The following is a 12,626-nucleotide window of genomic DNA, read 5'->3' on the forward strand; positions in this document are numbered from 1 at the left end:
CCCGGCGTTCAGGAAAGGTCGGACAGGTCGAGGACGAAGCGGTAGCGCACGTCGTTGCGTTCGAGGCGGTCGAGCGCTTCGTTGACGCGTGCCGAGGGGAGCAGCTCGATGTCGGCGGCGACGCCGTGCTCGGCGCAGAAGTCCAGCAGGGCGGCGGTTCCCGGCCGGCCGCCGCTGCCCGCGGAGCTGAGCTTCTTACGCCCGACGAGCAGGTCCATGGCCTCCAGGGTGACCTGCCCAAGGTGCCCGACGAGGGTGAGGGTCCCGTCCATGGCCACGAGCCGCAGGTAGGGGCCGAGGTCGTGCGCGGCGGGGATGGTGTCGATGACGACGTCGAACCGGTCACGCGCCGCGGCCATCCGGTCCGGATCGGTGGAGACGAGGACGTCGTGGGCGCCGAGCCTGCGGGCGTCGCCGGCCTTGCCCGCCGAGCGGCTGATGACCGTGGTCTCGGCGCCGAGCGCCACGGCGAGCTTGACCGCGAGGTGGCCGAGGCCGCCCAGCCCTGCCACGGCGACGCGGGTGCCCGGCCCCACGCCGAGCGCGCTCAGCGGCTCCCAGACGGTGACCCCGGCGCAGAGCAGCGGAGCCGCGGCGGCGGGGTCGAGACCGGCGGGGAGCCGGTGGGCGAAGCGGTCGCGGACGACGTACTCGCGGGAGTAGGCCCCCAGGGTGGTCGATCCGTCGTGGCGGTCGGTGCCGCCGTAGGTCAGGGTCGGGAACGCGTGGCAGAAGTTCTCCTGGCCGGCGCGGCACATGGCGCACTCCCCGCACGCGTCGACGATGTTGCCGACCGCGACGGGGTCGCCGGCCGCGAACCGGGTGACCTCGGAACCGGTCTCGGTCACCACGCCCGTGAACTCGTGGCCGGGCACGACGGACGCGCCCGGCTCGCGGTGGGAGCGGACGGCGTGCAGGTCGGTGTGGCAGACGCCGCAGTGGTCCACGCGTACCGCGATGTCGTCGGGACGCAGGTCGCGCCGTTCCAGAGACGCCCGCCGCAGCGTCGTCACGGGGCCGTCCGCGCGCCATCCCACTGTGGTCCTCATCCGGGACTCCTATAAACAGACTGTTCGGTCTATTTCACGATGGCATAGGGGATGCTCGCATAGCAAACCGACTGTTCTGTTTGGTAGGCTCGCGCCATGGCCGACCCGCCCCTGACCTCCCGCGGCGCCGCGACCCGCGGCCGCATCCTCGACGCGGCGACCAGGGAGTTCGCCGAGCACGGCATCGCCGGGGCGCGCATCGAGCGGATCGTCGCGGCCGCACGCACCAACAAGGCGCAGCTCTACGCCTATTTCGGCAGCAAGGAAGGGTTGTTCGACGCCATCTTCTTCGGCTCCCTCGAGCGGATCACCAACGTCGTCCCGATCGACGCCACCGACCTCGCCGACTGGGCCGTGCGCCTCTACGACGAATATCTCCGCCGCCCCGACCTCATCCGGCTGGCCACCTGGGCGCGCCTGGAGCGGCGCCCCGCCGGCCACCTCGTCGACGACGCCGACCGCCTCGACGAGCGCAAGCTGCGCGCCATCGCCGATGCCCAGGCCGCGGGGGCCGTGCGACCGGGCGACCCGTTCGACGTGATGGCCCTGGTCATCGCGATGTCCATGGCCTGGTCGCCGGTCAGCAACGTCTACGCCGCGACCGCCGAGGAGCCCCCCGACGCGCACGAGCAGCGTCGCGCCCTGCTGCGCGAGAGCGTCAAACGCGCCGTGATGACGTGAGCGCGCACACCGGCGCGGCGACGCCGGCCCTCGGCCGCCGCGAACGCAAGAAGCAGGCCACCAGGGCCGCGCTCCGCGACGCCGCCCTGCGCCTGGCCCTGCGCCACGGCGTCGAGAACGTCACGGTCGAGCAGATCGCCGACGAGGCCGACATCGCGCTGCGGACCTTCTTCAACTACTTCTCCAGCAAAGAAGAGGCCATGGTGGCGCCCGTGTCGGCCGCCGCGGAGCAGCTCATCACCCAGTTCAGGGCCCGGCCGCGCACGGAGTCGGTGTTGCGGGCGTTCCGCGAGGCGGTGCTCATCGTCCTCAACGAGAGCGACGCCGTCAGCCACGACCACATCGAGGCGCTGCGGCTCATCCGGCGCGAACCATCGCTGATGCCCCAGCAACTGGCCGTGCTCGCCGCCCAGGAGAAGACCTTCGCCGAGGCGATCGCCGAACGCGTCGACCCCCCGGGCCGCGACGGTTACTATCCGGCCGTGTGCGCGGCCGCCGTGCTGGCGGCGCTCCACGTCGTCCTGGACCGGTGGCTCGATCAGGCCGCGGGCCTGGACCACGCGTCCGCCACGGCTCTGCTGGGTCAGCAGTGCGACGCCGCCATCGCCGAACTCGCCGCCGGCCTGGACCGCCCCGGCTCCACCACCCCGTAAGACTTCACGAGCACGTCACGCTCGCGTGTGAGGGGCTGGACTTCCGCCGTGCGGAAATCCCACTAAATCATGATTTATCACACGTGATACGTTAAAAGGGTCGTTCGTCCCTGTAGTGACACAGTCACCCAGAAAGGCAGAGTGTGCGAGCAGACGATCAGATCACTGACCGGAAGCTGGAAAAGGCCGACTTCAACGACATCTACGATCGTCCAGACCCCCGGGCGTACTTCGACCGCCTCGGCAGCTTGGACTACGCCGTCCCGCACCACGGGCAGCGCGTCTTCCTCAAGGTGCTCGACGCGCTCGACGTGGACTCCCCGACCGTCGTGGACCTGTGCTGTTCGTACGGCGTGAACGCGGCGCTGATGAAATGCGACCTCACGCTCGACCACCTCTACGACCACTACGCCGACGACCAGGTGGCCCATCTGGCCCCGGAAGAGCTCGCCGACGAAGACCGCACCTTCTATCAGAGCCACCGACGGCAGGCCGCTCCCCGGGTGATCGGGCTGGACACCGCCTCGTCAGCCGTCGACTACGCCGTACACGTGGGACTGCTGGACGCGGGGGTGTCCGCCAACCTGGAGCAGAACGACCCGTCGCCCGAGCTGGCGCAGATCGTCGGCGAGGCCGACCTCATCACGGTCACCGGCGGCATCGGCTACATCACCGACCGGTCGATCGACCGCCTGCTCGACTGCACGTCCCCCGACCGCCGTCCCTGGTTCGCCGCTCTGTGCCTGCGGACGGTCGACTTCACCCCCGTGGCCGACACGCTCGCCCGCCACGGGCTGATCACGGAGCAGCTGGACAACGCCACCTTCCCGCAGCGGCGGTTCGCCGACGACCTGGAGCGGGAGTTCGCGCTGCGGTCGCTGGCCGAGCAGGGCCTCGACCCCACGGGCAAGGAAGCGGACGGCGAGTATCACGTCAACGTCTTCCTCTCCCGTCCCAGCGAGGACGTCGCCGTCGCGCCCATTGACGCGCTCCTGGAGCACCTGGCTCCACCTGACAACGCCGCCGCCCCGAACCACCCGGGCAGCTGAGCCCGCCGACCGGAGGCCGCCGCCTTCACGGCCTCGGCCTCCGGTCGGTCGCCTCAGCCGGCGAGCCGGCGCGCCACGTCCTCGCGAATCCCCGACGGCAACAGGGGCACCAGGCCGGCGCGGCAGGACGGCGGGGTCTGCGCCAGCAGCCCGGCGATCGTGGCAGGCGGAAGGCGGCTCAGCGCCTGAGCCGCCGGATCCTTCAGCATCGCGGCGACGGCGAGGCCGCTCTGCCGGGTGTCGATGTCGGCCATCGCCTCGATGGCCGCCGCCGAATGCCGATCGTGCATCTGGCCCAGCACGAGCCCGCGGTGGTGGGCGTTCATCGCCAGGACCACTTTGGCCACAAGGCGCGGGTCGCGTACCTGGTCGAGCAGCCAGCCCGCGCGGGACGGGAGCAGCATCTGGAGGATCGTCGCGCTCTTCGCCGCCTGGCGGCACATCTCCTCCACCGCGGCGGTCGTGAACAACTTCCACCGCTCGGCGAGCAGCACCGCCGCCTCGTCGGGTGGCAGGGTGAGGATCAGCGAACCCCGCTCCGCGTCGCCGGCGTCCGCCAGCGTCCGGCGTACTCGTCGCGCCGCCACACCGGCACCCGCTCCCCCGCCACCGCCATCGCCGTCGGAGACGCCTCTGCTGTCGGGAACGCCGCCGTTCGCCCGTGCGGCCTCGTCCTCCCTGGGCGGCCGGGAAGACCGGAGAGGATGGGGTGGCGTTGTCGTGGAAGCACGCGACGGCCGGCGCCGTACGGTGCCGGGATCGCCCCTGGCGGCCCCTTCCAGCTGCCGCGCCAGCTCGTCGGCTGTCATCCGGTTGGCCGGGCTCTTGGCGAGCAACCGGTGGAGGGTCGGCTTGAGCCGGACCGCCCTGGTCATGGGGTCCGGGGGCGAGGTGAGGATCGCGAACCTGGTGGCCTCCTCGGTGCGCTTGTGGAAGGGCGGGCGTCCTTCCAGGGCCGTGTAGAGGGTGGCCCCGAGCGACCACAGGTCGGCCGCCGGGCCCACCGGCGTGCCGCGTATGCGCTCGGGGGCGATGAAGTCGGGGGTGCCGATCACGTGGCCGAGCACGGTGATGCGCTCGTGGCCCTCGATGGTGGCGATCCCGAAGTCGACCAGGACGACCGAGCTGGAAGCGGTGATCAGGATGTTGTCCGGCTTCACGTCGCGGTGGAGCACCCCTACCGCGTGCGCGGCGGCGAGCGCGTCGAGCGCCTGGGCGCCGATGCGCACCACGGCGGGCTCGGACAGCGGCGCCCTCTTGATGAGCGCGCCGAGCACGGTGCCCTGGACGTAGTCCATCACGATCCAAGGTCCGTCAGGCGCGTCGAGCACATCGTGTACGCGGACGATGCCGGGGTGGTCGATCCTGGCCAGCGCCTGCGCCTCGCGTTCGGCCCGCGCCTTCAGCTCCGGCAGGCGCCCGACGTCCGCACGCACCTGCTTGAGCGCCACCACCCGGTCGAGCTTGTCGTCACGGCCGCGCCAGACCCATCCCATGCCGCCGCTGCCCAGGGGCGCCTCGATGACGAACCGGCCGGCGACGCGCTTACCAATCATCGTTCAGCCCGGCGTACTCGGCCCGCCCGCCGGTCGCGGCCGTCCGTTCGGCGCGGTTGTCCCGGAGGTCGCGCAGCGCCTCGTCCTCGAAGCTCCTGGTCACGTCGTCCTCCTGCCGCGGCGGCGGGTACGGGGTGCCGGCGTCACGGAAGGTGTCACGGGAGGTGTCGTGGAAAGTGTCGCGGGAGGTGTCGTGGGAGGTGTCCGTACGCGGATCCTCCGCGGTGTAGGGCCGGGTCGGGCCGTCCCGCCGGGCGCCGCGCGCGAGCCGCCTGTCGGCCTCGTTGATCTGGTCGATGGCGTCGTTGACCTCCTGCTTCTCCAGCGCCGCCACGATCGTGTCGTAGCTGCCGGGCCGCTGCATGAGCTTGACGAGGATCGGCAGGCACTCGATGAGCAGGATGAACAGGAACAGCAGGAGCCTCGCCGTGCTGAGGGTGGCGTTGTCCCGCGACACCCTGCTGAGCGCCTCCAGCCGCAACATCAGGCCGTCGGACCCCGTGATCTCTTGGGCGAAGCCGTTGCGGAGCCCGGCCTGCTGCTCGGTCAGCTTGTCCAGCTCGGCCTGCACGGCGCGCAGGTCCTGCTCCGCCTGGGTCAGCCTGGTCGCCTTGCCTGCCTTCTGGGTGTCGCTGAGCTGCTGCCTGCGCTGCTCGATCTGCCCTTCGAGGTCCTTCGCCCGGTCACGGGCCGTGATGTACGCCTCCTCCGCCGCCTTCGCGAGCGGACCTCGGCCCTTCTTCGCGCACTTGGGCGGCCCGATGTACAGCTGGCACTGCCATTCCTGGTAGGCCTTGTCGCGCTGCTTGACGGCCTGGGCCCGCGACTTGGTCAGCTCCTGGACGCGGGGGTCGGCGGCGGGGTCGAGCGGGCTCTCACCGCGGGAGACGATCACGGCTTCCAGTGCCGTGGCCGACTTCTCCAGCTCGGCGATGCGCCGGCCGGTCTCGCCCGCCTGCTGCGCGCGGGTGAACGCGTCGGTCCGTTCCTGCTGGATGTCGACGATCTCGGCGTCGATCTCGGGCTTGAAGATCTGCAGGACCAGCGGCGTGGAGATGACGGCGCCGAGCAGCAGCGCGAGGAGCACGCGGGGCAGGGCGAGCCAGAAGCGCCGTCCGCCCTGGGCCGGCAGGGACGTGACGAGCCACCGGTCGAGGCTCAGGATCGCCACGCCCCAGACGAGGCCGATGAGGACGGCGAGCGGCGCGAACACCTTGAGCGCCGAGGCGAGGGCGAACGTCATGGAGATGGCGGCGACGCAGGCCGTGGTCAGGATGGCGCCGCCCATGCCGTGGAATCTGGCGCGCTCTCCCCTGCACCTGTCCAGCACTTCGGGACGCGCACCCGACAAGACGATCAACCATCTACCGACCACACGCCACCCCGGGGGAAAGGGACAGGACGCCGCACAACCTATCCCGTGAGTAATCCGATGACTACCATAAACAACCGGCAATCAAGACTTATAACAAGAGGATAAATGTCGGCTCACCACTGCCATTCACCAACCCGCCTCGAACCACCAGAAAACGGACAAACGATGATCAAATACGTATTTCACCATTGGTGCTGAACAAGGTTAATCGCCGAACAGGGTGTTGAAACGGGCGGGGAGATTCTTGCACCATTTCGCAGAGGGCGGGTTGCGTGGCGAGCTCGCCGATCTGATCGTCTCATTCAGGGAACGGCTGGCCGTCGTGGAGATCGACGCCGCCGGCATACGTGTCTTCGAGGTCCGCGCCGACGAGGTCGGCACGGCCCACCACACGCGCAGAGCCTCCGCCAAGTGGTCCACCCTGACCGCCTCGGGCGACGAGGTCTTCGACGCGGTGCTCCGGGTCGCCCGCGACCTCGTCTCCGCCGACGAGGCCGATCCCGTGGTGATCGCGCGCTCCGCCGGCGGGCACGAGCAGGAGGCGGCGGTGCGCGCGCTGCTGCAGTGGCGCCCGTCGGCCCGGCTCGTCGAGGCGCCGGGGGTGAAGGTCGGGGAACTGCTCGGCGAGCTGACCGCCGGGGCACCCCTGCGCCAGACGTACGACCTGATCGTGGCCAGGGAACGCGCGGGGGACGGCAGGCTCGAACTCGTGGGCCGGCGGCTCTTCGGCGCCGGCGCGCAGCCCGGCGACGAGGCCCACGTGACCGTCACGTGCACCGACGCGGGCGGCATGGTGCTCGCGGTCTCCGCCTGGTCGGGCCCGCTCCAGCCGTCAGGGCTGGTGTCGGCCGACCACGCGCCGCTCCCGCCGGGGCGGCACCCGCTGCGGGCGGTGCTGGAACGCCCCGGCCTTGTCCGCTTCCCCGAGGTCCCCGGGCTCCGGCCGGACACGCGCCCGTGGGAGGAGATCGTGGCCACGCTGCCGGATCGGCTCCAGCGCCCGCCCCGGCCCGCGCACCTGGTGTGCGCCATCGAGACGGCGGGCACGAGGGAGGAGTTCGAGGCCCGCTGCCACTGGGCCGGCTACGTCATCGACCTCCTCGCCGAACGCTGCCCCGACCTCCGGCAGCTCAAGGTGTCCGTCATGGGATACGGCACCCACGTGTACGACGCCAGGCGCGCGGACCGCAGCCGGCCGGCCGTCACCGCCTGGTCGGCGTCCACGGCGCAGGCCCGCGCCGCCCTCGAGTCCCTGCGGCCCACCGCGCCGACCTACCCGAACGCCGCCCAGGTCGAGGACATGCTCGCGGAGGTGCGCACCCGGCTGATCCGGCAGCAGGGGAGCACGCGCACGGCGCTGCTCACCATCGGGGCGCGGCCCCCGCACCCTCCCCGGTCCGGCCTCGACCGGGTGCCGGCCTGTCCCGCGCGACACGACTGGCTGGCGCTGCTGCGCGAGATGGAGCAGCACCACCGCCTCCGGAGCGCGGTCATCTGCGACAGTCCTCCGGCCACCTCCACGTCGCCCTGGCACCGGCTCGGCTCGACCGCGCTGTTCCAGGTGGACGCGGTCAACGCGGAAGAACTCGCGGTCCGGCTCGGCCTGGTGACCGAGCCGGCGGGGGTGCTCTCCCTTCCCTTCGTCTCCCAGAGTGAGGACAGCGGTGGCCGACACTGACTCCGTCCCTGACGATCCCGAGCGCGGCCGGGAGCCCGACATCGCGATGTGGGGAGCCTCGGGCAGCGGCAAGACCGCCTTCCTGGCGGCGCTGAGCATCGCACTGAACAAGTCCCGTGACGCCGGCTGGAGGCTCATCGGCGAGAACGCGGTGTCGCGGACAGAGCTGGCGAAACTGCGCAACACGCTGCTGCAGGCGCGTACGTTCCCCGCCCCCACCGAGGCCCTCACCCACTACAGCTGGATGATCATCGGCCCGGCGGAGACGCGCCGGCGATGGTGGTGGCCGTGGACGGCGCGCGCGGCGAGGGCACCGAAGATCAAGCTCGACTTCCTCGACCTCCGAGGCGACCTGTACGCCGAGTCGGAGTCGAACATCGACAAGAAAGCCCTGGTCGACAGCCTCGTCAAGAGCCGCGGGCTGATCTACATGTTCGACCCCGACCGTGAGGCCCGGGTGGGCGACGCGTTCAAGCACCTGGACGCCGCGCTGCACGAGGTCGCCGGCCGGATGCTCGTCGGCGACGAGTACGAGGACGGCAAGCTGCCCCACCACATCGCGGTCTGCATCACCAAGTACGACGACCCCCGGGTGTTGCGGATCGCGATGGAGGGAGGGTTCACGGAGCGGGACCCCACCGACGATCTGCGCATCCCCCACGTGCCTCCTGACCGCGTCCGCGACTTCTTCCGTCTGCTGTGCCACGAGGCCCACGACCACAACACGGAGATGATCCTCGACCTGATCGAGGCGTTCTTCCACGAGGACCGCATCAAATACTTCGTGACGTCGTCGGTCGGCCTGTTCATCGACGAGGAGCTCGGCCGCTTCGACCCGGACGACTACCTGAACGTCATCGACAACGCCGGCGGCGGGCTGACCATCCGGGGCGCCATCCGCCCCATGAACGTCATGGAGCCCGTACTCTGGCTCGGCCAGATGCTCCGGCCCGGCGCGATCGGGAGCAGACGATGGGACGGCTGACCGCCCACTGGGCGATCCTCGGCAAGACGCCGGAGAGCCTGGACGACTACGGCGTGATCCGCTGCAGCGCGGGGGCGATCTCCCACGCGGAGTTCGGCATGTGGCTCAAGGCGTTCACCTCCGGCACCATGGAACCCAAGGCCCTGCCCCGCGTGGCGACCAGCTACTTCGCCACGGGCGGCGAGCCGTGGCTGGGGTTGTCCCTGCAGAGGGAGCCCGACTCCCAGGACGGCTTCCACCGCCCGTACGCGATGACGTACTCCGTCTGCGTGCGCTGGGCCGACGTGATCGCGGGGCCGAGCGCGGTGTCGTACCGCGCCCTGTACGAAGCGCTGGCCGGGGAGGACTTCTCCGGCGACGCGCCCTTCCGGCTCTCCCTCGCCGCCTACGACGAGCGGCACCTCGCCGCCCAGGTGAACGGCACGGCGCGGCGGGCGGCGGCGCTCCTGCTCACCGGGCGGCCCGTCTGCGTGGTGCGGGCCGGCCACCTCCCGCCGGAAGGGCGGCTGGACTTCCTCGACGCCGTGGCCGCACTCCTCCCGTACGGGTTCCGCCACACGCTGGCGGTCTCGACCTGGACCAACAGCGCCTCCCGGCACCGGATCCGGCTCTCCTTCGCCGAGGTGCCGCCCACCCACGGCGCGTGGGAGCTGCCCTGGGAGGCGGATGACCGGCCGGCGTCGTTCCCGCCCCAGGCGCTGCTCTACGAGAAGGAGCTCGAGCGTTATCAGGGTGACGACCTCCGCGACCTGATGGGGTGGCTCGGCACCCTGGTGGAGCCGCGCGACTTCGACGACGTGTCCGACCGTGCGGCGGCGTCCAGGCTGCTGCGCGGCCATGCCTCCGACGGGGTCACGGCGTACGGAGGGCAGTCCGTCGTACGCCCGCCGAGGCCTTCGGTGGAGCAGCTGCTGCACCAGTGCCGTGAGAGCATCGCGCACGCCGAGGAGCAGCGGCTCGGAGCGCTCAACGTGCAGCTGGCGGAGCGGGCCCGCGACCGGGTGACCGACCAGGACCGCAAGACGTACCGGGTGTTCATCAGGGCGAACCCGATCCGCCCGCCGGAGAGGCTGAGCGGTTCGGCCGCCGTGCGCGACTTCTTCGAGATCCTGCTGCGGCTGTTGTACGCCGCGCCGATGCACGCCGCCGACGTCGAGGAGATGCTGGTCGATCTGGGCGGCCAGCGCCGCCTGGAGCACGGACTCTCCCCGGCGCTGCTCGCCGCTATGAGCAAGCTCCTGCCCGCGAGCGCTCCCTCGGGCAGGTTGCTCATCGCCTACCTCCAGGGCTCCGAGCACCTGCACAAGGTGCTCGCCGTCATGTCGGAGGACGAGCTGTGCCACGTCGCCGTCCGCTCCCGCAACCGCAAGGTGCTGGAAATAGTGATCACCGAGGCGGACCGCCGCGCGCTGCCCACCGATCCGCGGGGCATGGAGGCCGTCAGGTACGCGCTGGCGCGCCACCGCTACCTCATCGAGGCGATCAGTTCCATCTGCGCGGCCGAGGAGAGCGTGCTCCGCTACCAGGACGTGCTCTGGGTGGGCCACCGGCGCTATCTGACGTCGGCCGACATCAGGGAGATCCTGTCGGACCTGGACAGCCCTCCCCGGACGTTCCTGCTCGCGATCATGACCCTCGGTGCGCCGGGGACTGCCCCGGCCCTGCTCCACACCATGGCCGGCGGCACGATGCGCGAGCTGAGCATGACCGGGACGCCCGTCGCCGACGCCGTCAAGGCCGGCCTCGACCGGATGCTCTCGCGGGACGGCGGCGGCGACGGCCGGACGGCGCGCGACCGCCGGCGCACCGGCCTGGGCCGGCTGGCGCCGGCTTCCACGCTCGGGAAGGCCCTCGCCGGCGCCTCGATCGTCCTCGTCGTCGCCGCCGCGCTCGCCCTGTGGGTGTGGCGCTGAACGCCCGCGGGCTCTCAGATCCGCAACCGCGGCCAGGCGGCGGTGTCGCGCAGCAGCCTGCGGTCGTGGGTGGCCAGGACCACCGCGGCGGCCGTCACGGACAGCGCCTCGGTCAGCTCGTCGACCAGCGCCATGGACAGGTGGTTGGTCGGCTCGTCGAGCAGGACGACCTGGGGCCGCCCGGCCAGCAGGATGGCCAGGTCGAGCCGGCGTTGCTGGCCGATCGACAGCTCGTGCACCGGCCGGTGCGCGGCCTCGGAGGGCAGCAGCCCGAGCTGCGTGAGCCCGACCTGGTCACCCTCGCGCAGCACGCCGGAGCTGACGAGCCGGCCGACCGCGGCCTCGTGCACCTCGAAGGCGCGCCGCCGCGACGGCGGCGGTGACTCCTGGGCGAGCAGGCCGACGCGGGCGCCCCGCTTGCGCTGCACGGTCCCGGAGCCGGGCGCCAGCGTCTGGGCGAGCACGGCGAGCAGCGTCGACTTCCCCGCGCCGTTGGGCCCGGTCACCACGAGACGGTCACCGGCGCGCAGATGCACCGACACCGGCGCCCGCAGCCTTCCGGCCACCGTGACGTCGTCGGCCCGCAGCAGCGTGACTCCCGGCGTCGCCTCCAGCCGCGGCATCTGGAAGCGCAGCGGCGGCTTCGGCACGTCGAGCACGTGCGACTCCAGCGCCTCCCGCCGCCGGTGTACGGCCCGCACCAGCGCCGGAGCCCGGGTGGCGCGCGTGTGCTTGCCGGTCCCCTTGTCGGGCCGCCATCCGGTGGACAGGCGGTTCTGGGCGGCCGACAGGTCCTGCGCGAGCCTCTGGCGCTCGTTCTCCTGGTCGCGGTAGGCGAGCTCCCAGCGTTCGCGTTCCGCGCGGTGGCCCTCGCGGTAGCCGTCGTAGCCGCCACCGTACGTACGGGGCAGCCCGTCGCTGGTCGGGTCGAGGTCGAGCACCGTGGTGACGACGTCGGCCAGCAGCGCGCGGTCGTGGCTGACCAGCACGACCCCACCCGGATGCGCGCGCAGGCGGGCGGTCAGGTGGTCGAGGCCGCTCGCGTCGAGATGGTTGGTCGGCTCGTCCAGGAGCAGCAGGTCGTGCCCGGCGCCCAGCAGGCCGGCGAGCCTGATCCGGTGACGCTGCCCGACGGACAGGCCCGCCAGGGGCCGATCCCGGTCGCTGACGGCGCCGAGCGCGGCGAGCGAGACGTCGACGCGGCGGTCGGCGTCCCACGCGCCGAGGGACTCCGCCGCGGCGAGCGCGTCGGCGTAGTCCTGCTCGGCGCCTGGACGGTCCTCCTCCAGGGCGCGCGTCGCCGCGTCGAACGCGCGCAGCACGGCCCGCACCTGCGCGAGCTCGACGTCGATCAGGTCGCCGACCGTGCGGTCGTCGCCGATGGGCAGCTCCTGGTCGGCGACGCCGACGGTGCCGACCCGGCTGACCGAGCCGGAGTCGGGGGTCAGGGCGCCGGCGAGGACGTGCAGCAGGGTGGTCTTGCCGCGGCCGTTCTCGCCGACCACGCCCAGGCGGTCACCGGGAGAGACGGTGAGGTTGACGCCGGTCAGGACCGGCCTGCCACCGCGCGCGAGACGCACGTCGGTGGCGCTGAGATGGGCCCGCGTCCGTGGGGCGCCAGAGATGCGTGTCGACCAGCGTCAGCGGCAGGGCGCCGGCGACCGCGATCAGCGTGCCGATGGCGGCG

10 protein-coding genes are annotated in these 12,626 nt (G+C 71.9%); 6 read left to right on the forward strand and 4 right to left on the reverse strand.

The annotated features are described in order from the left end of the window. Positions 1–8: 8 nt before the first annotated feature. Positions 9–1,049, reverse strand: coding sequence for an NAD(P)-dependent alcohol dehydrogenase (locus ABGB01_RS13060; protein ID WP_347773534.1), 1,041 nt, complete (start codon positions 1,047–1,049; stop codon positions 9–11). A gap of 96 nt (positions 1,050–1,145) precedes the next feature. Here ABGB01_RS13060 and ABGB01_RS13065 point away from each other — a divergent pair, with 96 nt between their 5' ends. The 3 genes from ABGB01_RS13065 to ABGB01_RS13075 all read left to right on the forward strand — a co-directional run bounded on the left by ABGB01_RS13065 (position 1,146) and on the right by ABGB01_RS13075 (position 3,432). Then, positions 1,146–1,730 carry a TetR family transcriptional regulator gene (locus tag ABGB01_RS13065; RefSeq protein WP_347773535.1) on the forward strand — a complete coding sequence of 195 codons (585 nt, stop codon included), beginning with the start codon at positions 1,146–1,148 and terminating at the stop codon, positions 1,728–1,730. After that, positions 1,727–2,383: a TetR/AcrR family transcriptional regulator gene (locus tag ABGB01_RS13070; protein WP_347773536.1), complete on the forward strand. Its 657-nt coding sequence runs from the start codon at positions 1,727–1,729 to the stop codon at positions 2,381–2,383. Before ABGB01_RS13065 ends, ABGB01_RS13070 begins: the two co-directional genes overlap by 4 nt. Before the next feature lie 143 nt (positions 2,384–2,526). Next, a complete protein-coding gene (locus ABGB01_RS13075) occupies positions 2,527–3,432 on the forward strand; it encodes a class I SAM-dependent methyltransferase (RefSeq protein WP_347773537.1) in 906 nt (301 codons plus the stop codon). 53 nt (positions 3,433–3,485) lie between these two features. Here the strand turns inward: ABGB01_RS13075 and ABGB01_RS13080 are convergent, their stop codons facing one another. Together ABGB01_RS13080 and ABGB01_RS13085 are read right to left on the reverse strand one after the other, a co-directional pair. Continuing rightward, positions 3,486–4,988, reverse strand: a complete 1,503-nt coding sequence (locus ABGB01_RS13080) for a serine/threonine-protein kinase (protein WP_347773538.1) — start codon at positions 4,986–4,988, stop codon at positions 3,486–3,488. Next, positions 4,978–6,363: a DUF4407 domain-containing protein gene (locus ABGB01_RS13085; protein ID WP_347773539.1), complete on the reverse strand. Its 1,386-nt coding sequence runs from the start codon at positions 6,361–6,363 to the stop codon at positions 4,978–4,980. The genes ABGB01_RS13080 and ABGB01_RS13085 overlap by 11 nt, the downstream gene beginning before the upstream one ends. A gap of 244 nt (positions 6,364–6,607) precedes the next feature. Between ABGB01_RS13085 and ABGB01_RS13090 the strand changes: the two genes are divergently transcribed. The 3 genes from ABGB01_RS13090 to ABGB01_RS13100 are packed head-to-tail and all read left to right on the forward strand — an operon-like array spanning position 6,608 to position 10,939. Then, positions 6,608–8,041: a hypothetical protein gene (locus ABGB01_RS13090; RefSeq protein ID WP_347773540.1), complete on the forward strand. Its 1,434-nt coding sequence runs from the start codon at positions 6,608–6,610 to the stop codon at positions 8,039–8,041. Continuing rightward, positions 8,028–9,026: a hypothetical protein gene (locus tag ABGB01_RS13095; RefSeq protein WP_347773541.1), complete on the forward strand. Its 999-nt coding sequence runs from the start codon at positions 8,028–8,030 to the stop codon at positions 9,024–9,026. Before ABGB01_RS13090 ends, ABGB01_RS13095 begins: the two co-directional genes overlap by 14 nt. Then, positions 9,014–10,939, forward strand: coding sequence for a hypothetical protein (locus ABGB01_RS13100; RefSeq protein ID WP_347773542.1), 1,926 nt, complete (start codon positions 9,014–9,016; stop codon positions 10,937–10,939). The genes ABGB01_RS13095 and ABGB01_RS13100 overlap by 13 nt, the downstream gene beginning before the upstream one ends. A gap of 14 nt (positions 10,940–10,953) precedes the next feature. Here ABGB01_RS13100 and ABGB01_RS13105 read toward each other — a convergent pair whose 3' ends face one another. Then, positions 10,954–12,564: an ABC-F family ATP-binding cassette domain-containing protein gene (locus ABGB01_RS13105; protein ID WP_347773827.1), complete on the reverse strand. Its 1,611-nt coding sequence runs from the start codon at positions 12,562–12,564 to the stop codon at positions 10,954–10,956. Positions 12,565–12,626 lie beyond the last annotated feature (62 nt).

Source organism: Nonomuraea sp. B5E05, from assembly GCF_039880665.1.
Classification (GTDB): domain Bacteria; phylum Actinomycetota; class Actinomycetes; order Streptosporangiales; family Streptosporangiaceae; genus Nonomuraea.

Excerpts from the sequence above, each read along its gene's own strand:
- ABGB01_RS13060 (WP_347773534.1), bottom strand. The coding sequence starts at position 1,049 with ATGAGGACCACAGTGGGATGGCGCGCGGACGGCCCCGTGACGACGCTG.
- ABGB01_RS13065 (WP_347773535.1), top strand. The coding sequence starts at position 1,146 with ATGGCCGACCCGCCCCTGACCTCCCGCGGCGCCGCGACCCGCGGCCGC.
- ABGB01_RS13080 (WP_347773538.1), bottom strand. The coding sequence starts at position 4,988 with ATGATTGGTAAGCGCGTCGCCGGCCGGTTCGTCATCGAGGCGCCCCTG.
- ABGB01_RS13100 (WP_347773542.1), top strand. The coding sequence starts at position 9,014 with ATGGGACGGCTGACCGCCCACTGGGCGATCCTCGGCAAGACGCCGGAG.